The organism is Hymenobacter sp., assembly GCF_031398885.1.
In the GTDB taxonomy this organism is placed as follows: domain Bacteria; phylum Bacteroidota; class Bacteroidia; order Cytophagales; family Hymenobacteraceae; genus Hymenobacter.
Genome location: NZ_JANNOD010000051.1, coordinates 93,420 through 110,893 on the forward strand (window position 1 = coordinate 93,420; position 17,474 = coordinate 110,893).

18 protein-coding genes are annotated in these 17,474 nt (G+C 67.3%); 14 read left to right on the top strand and 4 right to left on the bottom strand.

Annotated elements, in window-relative coordinates:
- The first annotated feature begins 98 nt into the window (after positions 1-98).
- From RMO51_RS09550 to RMO51_RS09615, 14 genes are all read left to right on the top strand, one after another.
- Positions 99-2,423, top strand: coding sequence for a hypothetical protein (locus RMO51_RS09550; protein ID WP_310394145.1), 2,325 nt, complete (start codon positions 99-101; stop codon positions 2,421-2,423).
- Between the two features lie 86 nt (positions 2,424-2,509).
- Positions 2,510-3,919: an XkdF-like putative serine protease domain-containing protein gene (locus tag RMO51_RS09555; RefSeq protein WP_310394147.1), complete on the top strand. Its 1,410-nt coding sequence runs from the start codon at positions 2,510-2,512 to the stop codon at positions 3,917-3,919.
- A gap of 129 nt (positions 3,920-4,048) precedes the next feature.
- Positions 4,049-5,083: a hypothetical protein gene (locus tag RMO51_RS09560; protein WP_310394148.1), complete on the top strand. Its 1,035-nt coding sequence runs from the start codon at positions 4,049-4,051 to the stop codon at positions 5,081-5,083.
- 59 nt (positions 5,084-5,142) lie between these two features.
- Positions 5,143-5,340 carry a hypothetical protein gene (locus tag RMO51_RS09565; protein ID WP_310394150.1) on the top strand — a complete coding sequence of 66 codons (198 nt, stop codon included), beginning with the start codon at positions 5,143-5,145 and terminating at the stop codon, positions 5,338-5,340.
- Between the two features lie 31 nt (positions 5,341-5,371).
- The gene (locus tag RMO51_RS09570; RefSeq protein ID WP_310394152.1) at positions 5,372-5,899 is read left to right on the top strand and encodes a hypothetical protein; all 528 of its coding nucleotides are present in this window, start codon (positions 5,372-5,374) and stop codon (positions 5,897-5,899) included.
- A gap of 85 nt (positions 5,900-5,984) precedes the next feature.
- Positions 5,985-6,512: a hypothetical protein gene (locus tag RMO51_RS09575; RefSeq protein ID WP_310394154.1), complete on the top strand. Its 528-nt coding sequence runs from the start codon at positions 5,985-5,987 to the stop codon at positions 6,510-6,512.
- A 44-nt stretch (positions 6,513-6,556) separates the two neighbouring features.
- Positions 6,557-8,029 carry a hypothetical protein gene (locus RMO51_RS09580; protein ID WP_310394155.1) on the top strand — a complete coding sequence of 491 codons (1,473 nt, stop codon included), beginning with the start codon at positions 6,557-6,559 and terminating at the stop codon, positions 8,027-8,029.
- Between the two features lie 16 nt (positions 8,030-8,045).
- Positions 8,046-8,546, top strand: coding sequence for a DUF6712 family protein (locus RMO51_RS09585; protein WP_310394157.1), 501 nt, complete (start codon positions 8,046-8,048; stop codon positions 8,544-8,546).
- 74 nt (positions 8,547-8,620) lie between these two features.
- The gene (locus RMO51_RS09590) at positions 8,621-8,980 is read left to right on the top strand and encodes a hypothetical protein (protein WP_310394159.1); all 360 of its coding nucleotides are present in this window, start codon (positions 8,621-8,623) and stop codon (positions 8,978-8,980) included.
- 14 nt (positions 8,981-8,994) lie between these two features.
- A complete protein-coding gene (locus tag RMO51_RS09595) occupies positions 8,995-9,240 on the top strand; it encodes a hypothetical protein (protein ID WP_310394161.1) in 246 nt (81 codons plus the stop codon).
- Positions 9,241-9,309: 69 nt separating this feature from the next.
- A complete protein-coding gene (locus RMO51_RS09600; RefSeq protein ID WP_310394163.1) occupies positions 9,310-9,897 on the top strand; it encodes a hypothetical protein in 588 nt (195 codons plus the stop codon).
- Positions 9,898-10,025: 128 nt separating this feature from the next.
- Positions 10,026-10,439, top strand: a complete 414-nt coding sequence (locus RMO51_RS09605; protein ID WP_310394164.1) for a DUF5675 family protein — start codon at positions 10,026-10,028, stop codon at positions 10,437-10,439.
- Positions 10,440-10,816: 377 nt separating this feature from the next.
- Positions 10,817-11,884, top strand: a complete 1,068-nt coding sequence (locus tag RMO51_RS09610; RefSeq protein ID WP_310394165.1) for a hypothetical protein — start codon at positions 10,817-10,819, stop codon at positions 11,882-11,884.
- Positions 11,885-11,906: 22 nt separating this feature from the next.
- On the top strand, positions 11,907-12,314 hold the full coding sequence (locus RMO51_RS09615) for a hypothetical protein (RefSeq protein ID WP_310394166.1): 408 nt from the start codon (positions 11,907-11,909) through the stop codon (positions 12,312-12,314).
- Positions 12,315-12,454: 140 nt separating this feature from the next.
- Here RMO51_RS09615 and RMO51_RS09620 read toward each other — a convergent pair whose 3' ends face one another.
- The 4 genes from RMO51_RS09620 to RMO51_RS09635 all read right to left on the bottom strand — a co-directional run bounded on the left by RMO51_RS09620 (position 12,455) and on the right by RMO51_RS09635 (position 17,068).
- Entirely contained in the window at positions 12,455-12,889 is a 435-nt protein-coding gene (locus RMO51_RS09620) for a helix-turn-helix domain-containing protein (protein ID WP_310394168.1), read from the bottom strand.
- A gap of 85 nt (positions 12,890-12,974) precedes the next feature.
- The gene (locus RMO51_RS09625; protein ID WP_310394170.1) at positions 12,975-14,237 is read right to left on the bottom strand and encodes a tyrosine-type recombinase/integrase; all 1,263 of its coding nucleotides are present in this window, start codon (positions 14,235-14,237) and stop codon (positions 12,975-12,977) included.
- Between the two features lie 476 nt (positions 14,238-14,713).
- A complete protein-coding gene (locus RMO51_RS09630; protein ID WP_310394172.1) occupies positions 14,714-16,480 on the bottom strand; it encodes a L,D-transpeptidase family protein in 1,767 nt (588 codons plus the stop codon).
- 150 nt (positions 16,481-16,630) lie between these two features.
- Positions 16,631-17,068, bottom strand: a complete 438-nt coding sequence (locus tag RMO51_RS09635) for a general stress protein (RefSeq protein WP_310394173.1) — start codon at positions 17,066-17,068, stop codon at positions 16,631-16,633.
- Between the last annotated feature and the right edge of the window lie 406 nt (positions 17,069-17,474).

Genomic DNA, 17,474 nt, shown 5'->3' on the forward strand with positions numbered 1-17,474 from the left:
AGTAATTAGTAATTACTAATTACCAATTAAGAATCACCGATTCCTGCTTCCTTCTCAATAATTAGTAATTACTAATTATCAATTACTAATTAAAAAACATGGCCGCCACCACGACGAAGACGTACCAAATCAACATCGAGGGCCTGGACACGGCCGGCCAGACCTCGAAGGAGCTGCGCGCGGAGCTGGCCGCCCTCAAGGCGCAGTTGGACACGGTGGGCACCGACTCGGCCGCCGGCCAGAAGATTCAGGAGCGCCTGGGCGTGGTGCGCGGCGAGATTAAGGGCCTGCGGGACGAAATAAAATCCTTGGACCCGGAAAATCAAATCCGGGCCTTTTCCAACTTCGCCCAGGGCGTGGTGGGCGCCTTCGGGGTGGCCACCGTGGCGGCCGAGGCCTTCGGGCTCAGCAGCCAGACGGCCGAGGAGTTCACCAAGAAAACGCAGGGCGTGATTGCCGTGCTCGGCTCCCTGGACGCCATCCGCAACAGCCTCGACGGGGAGACGCTCAAGAGCATCCGCACCACGCTGGCCCAGGGGCAGGCCTATTTGTTCAGCGGCACGGCGGCCACGGCCTCGGGCACCGCCGCCACGGCCGCGGGCCGGGCCACCCGCCTGGCCCTCATTGCCACCGGCGTGGGGGCCTTCCTGGTGCTCGTCGGCCTGGTGGCCGCCAACTGGGACAAGGTCAAAGAAGTGACCAGCGGCTGGGCCGACAAGTTCCGCCCCGAGCTCCTCGCCCTGAGCGGCTTCGTCGAGGACGTCATCGCCAAGGCCCGGGACGTGGCCAGCTTCCTGACCGGCGGGCTGGTGGACAACGCGGCCAAAGCCGCCAAGGCCGAGCTCGCCCAGGGCCTGCGCGAGGTGGACCAGGTCAACGCCGAGGCCACCACCCGGCGCATCGCCGAGCTGCAGGCCGCCGGCCAGGACACCTTTGCCCTGCGCCGCGAGCAGCTCCAGCGGGAGCTGAACCTGTTGAAGCAACAGACCGCGGAGGAAAAGAAAATCTACCTCGACAAGGAGTCCGAGCTGCGCGTGCTCGAAAACCAGGAAGCCAAAAAGCGGGCCGACGAGGCGGAGAAGAACCGGAAGAAGCAGGAGCAGGCGGAGCAGGCGGCGGCCGGGAAGGCCAAGGCCGAGCGGGAGAAACTGGCGCAGGAAGCGTTTGAGGCCTTCAAAAAGCGCAACCAGGAAGTAGAAAAGATTCAGGGCCTCAGCGCCCAGGACCGGCTGCGGCTGGATTTGGCGGCGGAGGCGAAGCGGCAGCAAGACGTGGCGGCCCTGGGCCAACAGGCGCAGGCCGCCGCCGGGCGCATCGCCGAGCAGTTCGCCCGCGAGCAGGCCGAACGGGTGCGCCTGGCGGCCATTCCCCCGCTGGGCCTGGGCGACAACGTGCTCGTGCGGGTCTTCGGGGTGGCCCCGGACCAGCTCGACGCCACCAAAGCCGCCCTGGCCGGCGCCGCCCAGCAGCTCGCGGGCCTGGCCGGCGGCCTGCTCGACGCCCAGCTGCAGGGGGCCGACGAGCGCCTGGCCCAGACCACGCAGCGCCTGGCCGGGCTCGACGCCCAGGCCCAGGCCGCGGCCGCGGCCAGCGAGGCCACCGCCCAGCAGCTCGACTCGGCCAAGGGCGCCCGCCGGGACTTCCTGCTCGGCAAGCTGGAGAAGGAGCGCGCCGCCGAGGCCCGGCTGGCCACCGAGCGCGCGAAGGCCGCCAAAGAGCAGGAGCAGGCGGCGAAAGCAAAGGCCGCGCTGGAGCAGCGCCAGCAGCAGATTACCGCGGCCACCACCGCCGTCGAGGCCATCCTGCTCGGCATCGAGGCCGCGCGGGCCATCGCCAAGGCGGCCTCGAAAGGCGTGGTCGGCTTCGACAACATCGCCCTGGCCATTGGGGCCACCGCCGCGCTGGTGGCCGGCTTCGCGTCGGTGAAGAACGCGGCGAAGCTGGAGGAGGGCGGCGTGCTCAAGGGCCCGAGCCACGCCCAGGGCGGCATCCGGGGCACCGGCCGCTTCGCCAACATCGAGGTGGAGGGCGGCGAGGGCGTGCTGCCGGTCGACGCCACCCGCCGCAACTACGCCGCCTTTGAGCTGCTGCGCACCGCCGGCCGCACCCGCACCCTGACCGCGGCCGACTTCGCGGACGCGGCCGCCGTGCGGGTCCTGCCGCCCGCCGGCAACCGGTTCGCCGACGGCGGCGTGCTGCCCGGGGGGGCCGGCGCCGGGGGGGTGCTGGTGCCGCAGGCCGAGCTGGCCGAGCTGGTGGCGACGAACAAGCAGATGCTCGCCCGCCTCGACGCCGTGGCCGCCTCCAACCAACAGATTGCCGGCTACGGCCCCGCCGTGCTGGCCATCGGCCCGGGCGAGGCCTTGCGCATCGAGGAGCAGCGCCAGTCCGTGCGCGCGGCCGAGGCCAGCGCCGCCCTCTAGCCCCGGCCCCAATCGGCGAACGATTAACGGGCCAAACTTTTTTGGCGCGGCAGCTGCAAAATCCGCCGCGCCCCGCTTCTGGGCACATGCCCCAGGCGACCGCCGCTCCTCTGTTTCTGGCCCTGACTGCCCTGACGGCCGCCGACCTGGCGGCCGCCCCGGTGCTGCGCATGGTGCTGAGCGAAAACCAGGCCCAGGGCGTCAAGCGGGTGAGCCTGGTCCGCAACCCGGCCATCGAAAAAGGCTGGGTCGCCCTGGCCGCCGCCGAAGCCCCCGCCCCGCGCCGGGTGCACCTGAGCACCGAAACCGACGGCCCCCGGGCCCAGGTGCTGACCGGCCCGGTCCTGGTGCCCGGCCAGAAGATTCTGCGCCTCGGCGCCGACGGCAAGCCCTTCTACGTCACCTTCGAAGCGGCCGACATCCTGGCCATTGCCCGCCGCTTTGCCGCCGAGGGCCAGCACAACCACAGCAACCAGGACCACGCCACGGTCTTGTCCGGCAACGTCTTCTACGAGAGCTGGATTGTGGCCGACCCGGCCCAGGACAAGTCCACGGCCCTGGGCCTGGACGAAGTGGCCGGCACCTGGATGCTCAGCGCCCACGTCCCGGACGCCGACTTCTGGCAACGCGAAGTGGTGAGCGGCAACATCACCGGCTTCTCGATTGAGGGCCTGTTCGACACCGAAGAAATCACGCTGGCCGCAACGTCGGCGCCCCTCCCCCCCATGAAGAAAAACTGGATGTTTTCCCTGCTCGTGGCCATGGCCAAAGTAGCCGGCATTAAGCTGACCAAAACCGAACTCAAGGACGGCACCATCGTGGACGTGGCCGAGGACGGCACCGTGTCGAGCCTCGACGCGGAGGGCAACGTCACCGGCCCCGCCAAAGATGGCCCCTACGAGCTGGCCGACGGCACCGCCATCGAGGTGAAGGACGGCAAAAAGGTCCCCGCGAAGGCCGCCGGGCAACCGGTCGCCGCCGCCGACGAAGCCGTGACGGCGGCCACCGAAATGCTGAAGGGCTTGAGCGCCGAGACCCCGGTCGACGAGGCCAAGGCCCTGCTCGAAAAAGCCCTGGAAGCCCTGGCCGGCAAGCCGGCGACCGCCGTCGAAGCGGCCGCCCTGCGCCTGGAGGCCGTGCCCCTGGCCGGCGGCAAGACCGTCAACTTCGACCCGATGACGCGCAAGCTCACCGACGAGGCCGGCGCGCTGCTGCCCAGCGGCGACTACCAGCGCACCGACGGCACCTGTTTCCGCGTGAACGTGGACCAGTACTGCTACGAGATTCCGGCCGCCGACTACAAGGCGATTGCCGAGACCGCCACGGCGGCCGAGACGGTCGCCGCCGAGCTGGCCGCCGTCAAGCTCCAGCTCACGGCCGCCGAGGCCAAGCTCAGCACCGAGCCCGACGGCCAGCGCGTGCACCTGTCCGGCACCGGTGCCCAGGACAAGCCCCTGCCCCGCCACCTGGCCTTTCTGCAGGCCCACCAAAGCTAGCGCCTGCCGCGTCGGGCCCGAACGGCACCGGCGTCCTGTTCGGCGAGAACAACCCACCAAAGCCAGGCCCTACCGCCCGGCTCCCTCTTTTTCCCTCCCCTCGTTTCACCAACCCCCTCCCGCACCCCCATGCTGACTTATGCTCCCCGCGTGTTTGCTCCCGAGCACGTCGCCGAAATTTTCTCCGAAGTGCTCTTCGCCAACCGGTCCATCGGCCGCGGCCTGGTGCGCGGGGTGACCGACATCCTGCACTCGCAGGGCGTGACCTCGCTGACCGGCGACATCGAACTCGGCGCCCGCATCGACCACGTGACCGACGCCGTGGTGGCCTCGCGCAGCAACAACCTCGCCTTCTCGGACGGCACCCTGGTGCCCCAGCAGCTCATGGCGCTGGAGTTCTTCAACATGAACGAGCTGCGCAACACGCGTTTTGGCCGCACGATGAACACGGCCGACCGCACGTTCCAGTCGAGCGAGTTCGACACGGCCGTGCTCGACTACACCCTGCCGCGCATCGGCAAGAGCTACGAGCGCCGGATGCACGTGGGCATCACCGCCATCAGCCAGGCCGCCATCGCCGCTTCGGGCAGTGCCGTCTCGGCCGCCACCAAGGCCTGGGCCGCGGCGCAAACCCCCGGCCTGGTCGACGGCTTCGTGGCCCGCATGGTGCTCGGCAAAATTGCCGGCGCCAACATCGCCATCCTGGACGGCGTGACCGTGACGGCCACCAACATCGCCACCGAGTACGGCAAGCTGTACAGCAACGCCGACGGCGCGGTGGCCGGCAACCCCGAGACGGTGATTTTCGCCCCGCTCTCCGACCGCTCGCTCATCCTGCAGTACAACCTGGCCCAGACCAACCGCGACACGTTCGTGGTGACGGGTATGGGCACCGAGGCGGAAATGTTCATGTACCTGGGCGTGCCCATCGAGTTCGTCGAAACCCAGGGCCGCCAGGCCGGCGCCGCCACCGGCGTGCCCGCCCGCTACCTGGGCCGGGGCAAGGACCAGGGCGACTTCGTCTACGGCACGAACCTGACCAGCGCCCTCAACAGCGCCACCATTGAGAAGGTGAACACCTTCTCGACGCTGCTGGGCATGCGCATGGACGTGACCCTCGACACGCTGGTGCTCGTGCCCCAGCAGAAGGTGCTCTACCTGTAATTCAGCTGCCCGGCCCGGCTCTTTCGAGGGCCGGGCTCCTGGCGCACCCCCTCCCGAAGATGAGCGAAGAACAGAAAAAAGCCGCCGCCGAGAAAGTGGCCGCCGAGAAAGTGGCCGCCGAGGAGGAAGCCATCAAGGCCCTGCTGCGGCGCAACGGCCTGCCCCGGGCCTGGCGCGACCAGGACGGCGGCGTGCACTTCGATGCCGCATTCATTACGCGTTTCGACGCCGATACCCTCACCGTCATCGAGGCCTAAGCGCCTTGCTGAGCATCCTACTCCCTCCCCCATGCCCTCTTTGCTTAAGTCCCTGCGCAAATCCACCGAGTACAGCCAGGGCGGCGTGCTTGGCGTGCTGGCCATCCCCACCCTGCTGGCGAACGGCGCCCGCGGCTTCGAGGTGACCCGCACCGGCGACGAAGCCACCAACCTGGTGCCCGCCGCGGGCAACGCCTTCCAGCTCATCGAGCCGGAAGAGAACTCCTGCGGCTTTGCCGAGACGCTCAAGGTGGGCGCCACCCGCTACCTCAACCAGTCGGTGAGCTTCAAGTACGGCACGCTGAGCAACCTGAGCGCCGTGGCCATGAAAGCCCTGAACCTGGGCCGGCACAGCTTCCTGCTCAAGCTCAAAAACGGCACCTGCGTGCTCTTAGGCGAAAATAACGGCCTCACGGCCGAGAAGAACGACGGCGGCGCCGGCGCATCGAACGACGATTTGGCCGGCAACGACCTGACGCTCAGCGGCGGCGAAATCGTGCACGCCGCCCTCTTCCCGGCGTCCGTCTTCGACGCGCTGGCCGCCGGCGTCACCGACTAATTCAGTAGTGGGTAGTGGTCAGTGATTAACGATTAGTGATTAATCGCTCACTGACCACTAATCACTAAAAACTAACCATTAAAAAGTGCTCTATTCGCTGCTCCCGGCCACGGGCTACGGGCTGGCCGGCCTCAAAACCCTGCTGCTGGCCCCCTGGTCGGGCGCGGCGACCTACGCCTACGCCACGGCCGAGTGCTCCCACCTGGTCAGCTTCAGCGGCCTGAGCGGCTGGCAGCAGCTGCCCTGCCAGCCCCCGGCGGCCTGCGAGTTCGGGGAAGCCTACGCCCTGACCGAGCAAGGCCCGGCCCACGCCCAGGCCGTGAACGTGGCCCTGGCCGGGCTCTCCGCCGCCCAGCGCACGGCGGTCCAGGCCCTGGCGACCGCCGGCCCGCTGGTGGCCTTGTGCCAGGACTACGCCGGCCAGTGGTGGCTCTACGGTCAGACGCAAGGCCTGCGCCTGCTGGCGGCCGCGGCCCGCGGCGGGGTGTTCGGCGGCGAGAGCGGCCGCACGCTGGCCCTGACCGGCGCCCAGCGCGAGGCGGCCCGCACGGTGGCCCAAAGCCGCATCAACCTGCTCTTTAACGCGGCCACCGCGTTCACCTACCCCACCTGACCCTAATTAGTAATTTGTAATTACTAATTATTAATTAAGCAAGGATGCAGACCCACACCGTCAAGCTCAACCTGGCCGCCGTCACCGTGCCGGTGCCGGCGCTCCAGAAGGCCAAGAAGTTCGTCGAATGGGGGCCCAAGCACAGCTTTCCCGCCACCGTGCTGGGCCTGATTCGCCAGTCCCCGACGGCCTCGGCCATGATTGGGCGCAAGGGCGAGTACATCGCCGGCGAGGGCCTGAGCTGCAGCCCCACGGCCCAGCCCGAGCTGGCCGCCTGGCTCACGCAGGTGCAGGCCGCGCAGCTGCTGGCGCCCACCGGCGCGGACGCGGCGCACCTGGAAAGCTACGCCTGGCAGGTGATATGGGCCAAGGACAAGAAAAGCATCGTCGAAATTTACCACCAGCCGGTTGACACCGTGTTGTGGGGCGAAAAGAACGCCGAGGGCCGGGTGGAGACCTACTACCTGTGCGACGACTGGAGCAAATCGGGGACTGCGGAATTTCCGGTGGTCCCCCTGCCGGCCTACGACCCGAAGAAGCCCGGCGGCACGCAGCTCTACGTGTTCCACCACTACGCCCCCGGCCAGCGCTACTACCAGGACCTGAGCTTCACCGCCGGGTTCAACGACATGGCCACCGAGGCGGCGCTCACCCGCTACCGCAAGAACAGCGTCGACACGCGCTTTGGGGGCAACACCATCGTCAGCATTCTGGACGGGCCCAAGGACAAAGTCGACCCGGCGGACCCGGCCAAGACCATCACCGCCGCGGCCCAGCGCGAGGCCTTTAAGGCGGGCGTCAAAAACACGTTCCAGGGCCCCGAGGCCGATTCGCTGCTGTTCGTGTTTGGCGACGGCACGGCGGAAGCGGCCGCCAAGATGGTCAAGGTCCAAAGCCTGTCGGCTGCCAGCCCGGAGAGCTACGAGAAGATTTCCGACCAGGCCATCCAGGCCATTCTGAGCTGCGGCGGGGTGACGAGCCCGGCGGTGGTGGGCCTGCCCACCCAGGCCGGGCTGGGCGGCGGGGGCAGCGAGCTGCGCGAAGCCTACGAGACGTACGACAACGCCGTGTGCCTGCCCTGGCGCCGGGGCATCGTGGCCGGCCTGCTGGAGCTGTTTACCGCCGGCGGCCGGGCCCTGGCCGAGGTCCCGGACGACACCGAGCCGCTGGCCATCGTGGCCCCGCTGCCCGTGCGCCAGCATTTTGGCGAGGAGTCCCTGGCCCGGGTGCTCGAAGACGACGAAATCCGCCAGGCCGAGGGCTACGCGGCCCGCAAGAAGCCCGCCGAGGCGGAAGGGGACGCCCCGGTGCAGACCGAGGCCCAGAAGGCCCTCTCGGGCTCGGTGGGCGGGCAGACCAGCATCGACGCCATGCTCAACCTGCTGGCCCAGAACCTGACCACCCGCGCCAGCTGCCTGGCCCGCCTCAAAACCTTTTTTGGCCTGACCCCCGAGCAGGCCGAGGCCATCGTGCCGCTGCCGGCTGAGACCACCCAGGTGCCGGCGGGCACCGTCTAACCCCTCCCCGGTACCCATGCCCCTCGTCCACCTCATCACCTTCGCCGACGTCACCGCCCGCACCGTGGTGGCGCTCGGCAGCGAGCCCCACAAGTTCACCGTGGCCATCCCCCGGGCCGAGCAGCGCCACCTGCGCCCGGTCCTCGGCCCGGCGCTCTACGACCAATTGCGGGCCTTCGTGGAAGCGAATCCGCTGGCCACCACCGGTCCGCTGGCCGCGTTGGCCGCCGAGGTGAAGGACATGCTCGCCAGCTGGGCCGTGGTCGAGGCCTGGCCCAGCCTGCTCGGCCACATCGAGGCCGCGGGCTTCGTGACGAAAGTGGGCAAGAGCGAGGGCACGAGCACGGCCGACGTGCAGCTGGCCGACCGCACCCTGGCCGACCTGCGCGAGACGGCCGGGTGGCAGTCCGGCGAGCTGGCCCGCTGGCTGGCCGCCCGGGCGGCCGACTACCCCGACTGGGCCGCCCCGGGCGGGGCCCCGGCCACCGAAATGCTCCTGGGCGGGCTGCTGCTCTAAGGCGGCTGCCCCCATTCCAGCCGCTTCCCTACTACCCGCGCTCTGCTGCTACCCACCCCCTCACCCCCTACCAGATGACTCCTTCGCCCCCTGCCGCCCTGCCCGGGGGCGACCCCGCCGCCGACGCCCTGCGGACCCGCAACTGGGTGCTGGCCGGCGCCCTGGCCGGCCTGATGCTCTTCGTCCAGGCCCTGATGACCTTCGTGATGACCAGCGCGGCCGCCAAGATGGACGTCACCTCGACCGGCCTGGCCCGGGTGCTGACCGCGGTGGAAGTGATGAACGCCCGCAACGAGGCGCTCTCCCAGCGCGTGGTGCTGCTCGAAGAGGCGGTCAAGGAATCCGCCGCGCGCGGCCGCGACACCGAGGTGCGCGTCGGCTCGCTCGAAGCCCGCGTGGCCATCCACGACAACTACCTGGACCACAAAAAATAAGCCCCCCACCCGCCATGGGTTTTTCCTTCCGCCACTTCTTTTCCCCGGCCCCGGCCCGGGTGCAGCGGGCCACGGCCCTGCTCAAGCTCGCGGGCGGCCTGCTCACCGCCGCCGCCGCGGCCGAGTACACCCCGCCGGCCCGCAAGCCGGCCTGCTTTTTTGGCGGCCTGGTGGTCTGCGCCGTGGCCGAAGGCCTGGAAAAGCTCTGGCCCCCGGCGGCCCCCGAAACGGCCGAACCCCCCGCCGACGAGGCCGGCTAAGCGGGCTGCGTATTCCGGGTTAATTAGTAATGAGTAATTACTAATTATTAATTACTAATTACTAATTAAATGATTGCCCCGACCCCCTTCCAGCACCGCCTCTCCCTGGCCCTGACGGCCCTCTGGTACCTGTGCTTCGCCGCCCTGGCCCTGCTGGTGAGCTGCACCCGCCCCGTGAGCCGCCCCGTGGCCCGGCCCGCGGCGAGCACCGCGCTGGCCCCCGATTCGCTGGCCGCTGCCTGGCCCGCCGTGGTGGCGCCGCCGGCGGGGGCCCGCGAATCGGTCTTTTTTCTGAGCACGGCGGCCGGCAGTGCGCGGCGCCAGGAGCGGCGGGCCGCCGTGGCCCGCAGCCGGGCGCTGGCCCGGGAAGCCGGCGCCGGCGTGCCGCGCAAGGTGAAGGTGCAAAACGGGTCCCTGGCCTGGGGAGGCGGCGACGCGGCCTACGTGGGCAAGAAAGCCACCGCCGTGGTGCAGTCCGATTCGGCCCGGCTCACGGCGCCGGCCACTGCGCTCCCCGAAGGGCCCCGGGGCTGGGCCCGGCGGCTGGCCGGCTGGCTCACCGCCGCGCTGGGCTACGCCGTAACGGCCGGCCTGGGCTGGGCGGCCGGCCACTGGGGCAACCCCTGGCGGCAGCTGCGCCGCGTGCTGCCCGGCTAGCGGCGGATTCTTTTTTGGGTTTTTGCTGATTTTTTGGGCGCGCCCCCGCCCCGGGGCCCTATTTAGGTTCGAGCGCCGCCGCCGGCTGCGTATACCTGCTTACCGTCCTGCTTACCGTCCCCCTTCCCATGCACCTCGACCTCTACCGCGACCTTTCCGCCCACGGCTGCACCCTGAGCCGGCTCCACCTGGCGGGGAATTTTGAATGCTTCGTCTGCGAGGACGTCGTGCGCACCGGCCCCAAGGTGTGGGGCAAGACCGCCATCCCGGCGGGCACCTACCGGGTGGTCATAACCTTCTCCCCGCGCTTCCAGACCTACCTTCCTTTGTTGCTGAATGTGCCTGGTTATCAAGGCATTCGTATTCATTCTGGAAATTCCGAGCACCAATCCCTGGGGTGTTTGCTCCCGGGCCAGGCCCTCATGCCTGGCCGGGTGGGCGTGCTCCGCAGCCGGGCCGCCTGTGCCTCGCTGTTCGCCAAGCTGAAGAAAGTGGAAAAGAAAGAGGTCATCACCCTCACGATTCACCCCGCTGCGGCCTAATCAGGCAACCGCCATTCCTGCTACCAGAATGTCCCCGCCCGGTCTACCCCCGGGCGGGTTTTTTTGTGGCAGGCGGCGCCCTGGCGGCCGGCCATCACGGGGTCAGGGGCGGCTGCGCACCGCGGCGGAGGCTATCAGCCATCCCTCAGGAGTTCAATTCATTCAGGTTATCTGTGTGTTAACAGACGAACCACGATGTCGCAAACCGGTGATTTTTTGCTGAAAAAGACCATAAAAAACTGTCCTCACAGACGCTCATTGCGCTTTCTGAAAATTTGGGGGGCATTTAGTGACGTCACAAAAACAGGCAAAGTGTCCTTGAGCACCGCACAGCACGCCCGGTACCTTTGACCCGCTATCCACCAATTGGCAGCAGAATGAACGTTGCCTGTTTTCGCCCTCAAAAGCTCACTCTTTTCCAACCCAATCCTTTCCCTATGCAGTTTTCCTCTTACCTTCGCAGCAGGTCCTTGCTGCTAGTATTAACCGCAGCCCTGGGCCTGAACGCCTGCTCGGTTCTGCCCGAGCCCGAGGCGCCCAAATCAGTGCCCGTGCAGCCGTCAACCCAAGACGACTACTGGTTGCCCGGAGTCGTTGTCATTGGCGGTGACAGCGGCGGCGATAGTGGCTGGGGGGGCGGACTCGGACCGGGCGGCGGGCCGCCCGGCAGCGGCGACACCGGCGGCGGCGGCGATGGCGGTCCTACCCCTGTGAGCGACCCTGGCGGCGGCAGCGGCGGCGGCGGCGGCGGCCCTCAAGATGGCGCACCAACTCTCGCGCCCACTGTAACACTAAACATCAGCTTAACACCTTGTCAAACGACGGTTTTTACTAACTTACAAGGCCTGAACAATGGGATGCTTGCTTTCATTGTGCAAAAGTTTGGGGGCACCGCCACGGGCTACAACTGGCGTTTGCTCAACGGCACATTAGACCCGGGAACGTATGGAAACACAAGTCCATACAACAAAATATCTCGAAGCATCACCAGCACATTTGATGCTAATCAATGGCGAAATGCCTCGGATTTGAGTGTGGCACGCACGATGATGCACGAGTCCGTGCATGCGTATTTGCTAACCTACTTTGCCAATACCCCACAGTATGCCAGTTTTAGCTACCCGGAACTAGTGAAAGCTTATCGTGACCTTGCTGTGGCCGGCGGAGCCGACGCCAATATTCCCCACCACAATGTGATGGGACAGGGCTGGCTGAGCGACTTGGCCTGGGGATTGCAACAGTACGGGCAGAACCAAGGCTACAATTTACCGGACCAGTACTACGCGGACATGTCTTGGGGCGGGTTGGAAGCCAGCGACGCGTTTAGAGCGTTGTCCCCGGCGGACCAAGCCCGCATTAGCAATTTGCTGCGAGTAGAGGCCACAGGCCGCGACTCGCAGGGCAACTATCAGCCCCAGGGCGGGCGACCCGCCGGCTGTCCGTAACCGCATAGTAATTCCATTCGCCATGAAAATACTTGTTTATTACGCTTTTTTCGGGTGGCTCCCCTTTGCCAGTGGGCTGGTGGGGTGCAGTAGCGAACGCGTGGCCCTGGGGCCAGCTCCTCCCCGCGAGCAGGAGATTACGCGGTTTCGCCGCACCGACCCTGCGAAAGAGCCTGTGGTGTTTGGCCGAGTCTTGGTGCTGGACAAAACGCACACATATCCTCAAGCAGCGGCAATTGTGTCGTTGGACGACAGCATTTCATTTGCCAATGAGGCGGGCGAGTACCGCTTAATCGTGTCGCCAGGAGCGCACCGGTTCTTGACCGGGCAGATTGGCATTCTCCCGTCCCAATTGACCTTGGAAGTAGAGCGAGGTGACTCTGTACGCATCAATTTTCACCTGCGGCCCGACTTGCGCCCATTGGATTGAGCGGGAACCACCCGTGTTGCTCACACGCGGCAAGCTCTGGTTAGGGGTTTTAAAAGAACCACTGCCTCATTCCAAACCGCTTCGCCGTGAAAAAGTCCCGTCATTCCCGCTTGCCGCGCTGGGCGCTGCTGCCCTTCGCCTCAGTAGGAGGTGCTGGCCCGCTTGCGGGCGTACTTGCGCCGCCCGTCCGGCTGGGTCTGGGTTTCGAGCAGGGCCAGCACCTCGCCGCGGCGGAAGCGCAACTGGCGGCCGGCGCGGTGGGTAGCAATCTTGTGCGCCTTCACCCAGTCGTAAATGGTGCCGCAGGTGACTCCGAGCAGGGCGGCGGCCCCGGCCACGTCCAGCAGCTGCTCGGCCTGGAAGGCCTGCGCGGCGGCCTGGGCTTGCTCGTGGAGCAGCGCCTGGTACTCCTGGCGCGCCGCCTGGCGCACGTACCGGTCGAGCTCCCCCAGCAGCGGCAGCAGCGCCTGGGCCCAGGCGGCCAGGGGGGTGGTCGGCTCGGGGGCCGGCAGGGCCAACGAAGCCAGCAGGGAGGTCGTAACGGGGGAGAGGGCGGCGTACGGGAAGTCTTTCACTCCTGGTTTACGAAAAAAGAAATTCCGCCGTTACCCGCCCCTGGCAACTTTTTTCGGGCCAACCCGTAGCGCATTCCCTTGTTCTTTATTCTTCGTCCCAGGCCCGCCGCGAGACCTCGACTTGCCGGCTGACGCTGGTTTGGTTGTAGCGCAGCGTGGTTTTGGCGTTGGCGTGGCCGGCCGCCTGCATGATTAATTCCAACGGGATGAGCTTGGCGAAGGAGCGCGTGATGAAGGTGCGCCGCGCGGTGTGGCAGCTCACCAGCTCCCATTTGCGAAACGTTTCCTTGACCACCCGGCTGGTCTGGTCGTAGTAGGTGATTTTCTCGGTCAGCGCGTCCAGGCCCGCTCGCGCGCACACCACCTTGATGTACGCGTTTATCTTCTGGTTGCTGGTTTCGTGGAGCGCCCCGGACCAGACCCGCTCCAGCAGCGCCCGGGCCGCGCGGCGCACGTAGACCGTGGCCGCCCGGTCGGTGGTCTTTTTTGGCACCAGCTGGAGCACCTCGCCTTTGTCGTGGACGGGCCGCAGCTTGGCCGCGTCGGAGTAGCGCAGCCCCGTGTAGGCCATCAGCAGCCACAAGCCGCGGGCGTTTTCCAGGTAGCCCGGCAGCCCGTCCAGGGCCTCCACCCGGGCCAGCTCGTCCTCGGTCAGGGCCAGCACCTCGGGCTCGGCGAACTTCCAGTTCCAGCCCTTGACGTCGATTTTGGGCGTTCGGCCGCGCAGGGCCGCGTCGGCCAGGAAGGCCTTCAGGTTGTTGAGTTGCTTGTTGACGCTGGCGTCGCCCATCTGCTCGTTCCGCTCCGCGCCGGCCGCGAGCCAACCGGCAAACCGGTCCCGCCAGGCCCGGGTGAAGTCCGCGTAGTCCAGCTCGTGGCCGGAGGACTGGGTGAAGCGCACCAGGTGGCGGTAGGTCGACCGCCGCCCTTTGATGGTGTTGGCTGCGTTTTCCCGTTCCAGGCGCACCAGCCAGGCCACGAAATCGGGCAGGGGCCGGGGCAATTCCGGCGCCGGGGCTTCCGCCTGGGGCTCGATAACGGCCCGCAGCTGCTCGGCCGAAGGCAGCTTGCCCTCCGCCCGCATGTCGCCCCAAAACGCGAGCAGCCGGGCCGACATGCGGTCGAGGCTTTTGTTGAGGCGCGCGTTGGTCTTCCGGGTTTCTTCGTCCAGGCCGCGGGCCTTCTCGTTGGCGCGCTGCACGTCCGCGCCGGTCCAGTGGGCGGGCAGTATTTTTTCGCCGGTGTAGAGGCGGATTCGGGGCTGCCCGTTTGTCGGGTTGAACCAGATGAAAACCGCGGTGGGCTTGGCGGACTTGGGGTCCTTCAGATGAAAAGAGACGGTGGCCATGCCGCGAAGGTAGGCAACATCCGGGTACAGTCCGGGGTACAAGCGGGTACAGAATGGGGTACAAACCAACCGGAATCAATCCCAAGACTTTCCCCAAAGCCCGGGGCTGGGGGCGTGAAAACCGCTCCATTCACCGCGAATGACCCATTTCCCCTGGACGACGGGTCGGGTTGCGCAAGGCGAGTTCGACTCCTTACACGACCACGAAAAGACCCTTCATGGTAGCGTGAAGGGTCTTTTGCTTTCCTGGAGACCCATGAGGGAACCTCACTCTTTGAGCAACTAGCTGCTTAATCTCGTTATCAGTCGGCAGTTGTCTGTTGTTAGCTCCTTGACAAACACCTGACTGGCAACGAACAACTGACAACTCGTTTACTTTTGGACGACTACTTAGGACACTTATGCTGTTCATGGCAAACGGCTGCAACGCAAACCACTGGCCTGTGATGGGAAAGACGCGCCGGCGAAGGCCCTGGTTATGAGCCAGAAGCTGGTGGTTGCGGGCAAGGCCGATGCAGCGGGCCAGCATTTGCACGTCTGTCTCGCGCGGGCAAGCCGCGACGCAGCGTTTGCGGGCAGCGACGCAAGTGGTGAGCGTAGGCGGCCGGCATGGCGGGGAGGGTTGAGCGGGGGCCGGACGCGGCTGAATTGCCTGGCACAGGTTCCGGCGGGCCCTCCCCAACCCCCGGACGATAATCTGCTTGGCGGGGGGCTTTTGGCCTGTCCGCTCTTTCGCGCTCAGCGGCTTTGGGGCCGCCCCCGAACAGCTCCCGGCGGATGGCCTCGTCGCGGTGGTAAACGTCGGGCCAGCAACGCAAGCGGCCGTTTACAGCCGTGCAGGTGGCGTAGCGGATGTACAGCGGCAGCGGGCGGGCCAGGCGCACCTCGCGGGGCCGGGGCTGGCGGGCGCATTCTTCTTCGCTGGGCAGCAGCGCCGGCCGACCCTCGCGGCGTAGCAAGTAAGCAGCCAGCGCGAAGGGGTTATCCAGCCGGATGCACCCGTGGCTGAGGGCCCGGCCGGGCCGGGCAAAGAGCTGCCGCAGGGGCGTGTCGTGCAAATACACCGAATACGGGTTGGCAAAGCGGAAGACGATGTTGCCCAGCGCGTTCTCGCAGCCCGCCGACTGGCGCACGGTGTAGGCAAACGTGCCGGACGTCACCCGCGCCCAGTTGATGCCTTGCGGGTTTTGCGGCTGCCCCCGCTCGTCGTAGAGGGCGTAGTTGTTGCGGGCCAGGTAGTCAGCGTCCCGCTTGAGGTGGGGCAGCAGCTCCCGCGTGGCAATGGAGTGCGGCACGTGCCAGTCGGGGGCCAGGGTGAAGGAGCGAATGGCGCTGCTGAGCGTGGGCGTGGGCGTGGCGGGCGTCCCCACCACCACGCGGTGCCGGCGCCGCACCGAGTCGCGGACTACCACTTGTAGCTCGAAAGCCGGAATATTAATCAGCGCATATTCCGCCGCCGGGGGCACGGGGTCCCAGCGCCAGCGTTCCAAGTTGAGGGCGGCCTGCTCGTACTCGGCCTGGTGCTGCGCCGCCGAATCCGGGGCCGCGGGCCGGGCCAGCCACTGCGCCAGTGCCTGCTGGAGCTGGCGGTACTCGCGGTTGGCCGGTTGGCCGGCCCGCACGGCGGCCGGCACCTGGCGGCCCCCGGCATCTACGGCGGCCCGCAGCAGCACCGCCGGCTGGCCGGCCGGCCCCGCCGCTTTTTCCGGGGCCGAGGCCGCGTAGCGGCGCAGCCGCCCCCGGCTCAGGTCGCGCATGAACCGCAGCACCGCGTCGCTCAAGTACACGTCGAGCCGGGCCAACTGCCCGGCCCGCTGGTCCGGCGGCGCGGGCCGCCCGAGCGAGTCGCGCAGGCCCCGCAGGCGGGTTGCGCCGTAGTCGGCCGGGCGCAGACCGTGCTCCGCGGCGCGGGCCAGCAGCGCCAGGGCCGCCGTGGCATTGGCCGTGAGGCTGTCGGCGGGGGCCGTGGTCCAGGCGGGGGTGCCGGCCGGGCCGTAGAAGGCCCGCACGTCGGCCCCGGCTTGCAGGCCCCGCCGGGCATCGGCGGCGCGGGCACTGCCGGCGGCGGCCGTGTCGAGCAGCGCCTGAATCAGGGGCGCGACCGGAACCTTCGGGGCCTGCCCGGTTGGGCGCGGGGCAACCGCGGTTGCGGCCGCTTGTTGGCTCGTCGGCGTCGTACCACAGCCCGTCCCTGCCAGCACCACACCCAGACAGGCCCAGCGCAATTGGGAGTAAATGAACATTCGCGGGTAAGTGAAGAAAGCCAAACAAAGTGGTTCCAACCGAGCGGGACAGGCCCTGTCCGTCCGCCGATAAGGCACCGAAAAAATCCGGTCACTTTTCCGAAGTGGTTGGGTTTCGTATTGATGGTATGAAGGGCTTTTAAATCTTCATCATCGGCTTAGCAAAGCAGTTGGGAGAAATTCCCGCCCTGGCCCGCGTCGAGGCGGCGGGCTAGGCCGGACGGGTCGCCGTCGCTGGCTCCCGCAGTCAGCCCCGGCCAGGAGCGGCGCAGCCCCGAGCCACGCCCGGAAGCAAGCATTGCCACTGATGGAAACGGTACGGGAAGCGGAAGCGAGAACGTGGGCGCGCGCAGCTAACCGGCCATTTATGCCCCGACGGCCGCCGCCAGGCCAAGCCCCGCGCCCTTTCCACTTCTGCATCCGGTCGCCCGCGTTGTAGTAGCCCACCACGGTTTCTTCGGTGTGGTAGTCGCGGCCCACGATGGAGAGCTGCCGCATGTTGTAGCCGCGGTGCTGGAGCCGTCTGACGGCTTGCTCGGCCAGCTCGTGGGTATCGTGGGCCGCGACCATTGGCGAGTGCTTTTTCATGAGTGGGGAGATGTAGTGATGGAGGAATCCGGCGGGACCTCCGGGCTCATGCCTACTGTCTCGAAGGCAAGTCGCCCGTCCGATACCGCAAGATTACGGGCGCATCCCGGCCGGTCAACTGACAAAAGTCAGCTGCGGACCCTGACGTTTGGCAGGTTTCGGTGCGCCGTAGCCGGGTTCCTTGGCCCAGCGTTTTCCGGCTTCATCCGCTCCCGTTCGTGGCCCCGTCTTCGCTCGTTCTCACCGATTTCTACCGGCCGGCCAACCATGCCCTTGCCCGCGCCAGCCGCCTTGGTGCTGCTGCGCGTGCACCGCGATGCGCTGCTGAACCCCGAACGGTTTATGGGGCTGGGCCTGACTGACTGAGGTGGTTTAGCAAGCCACAGGCGCTGCTACAAAACCCGTC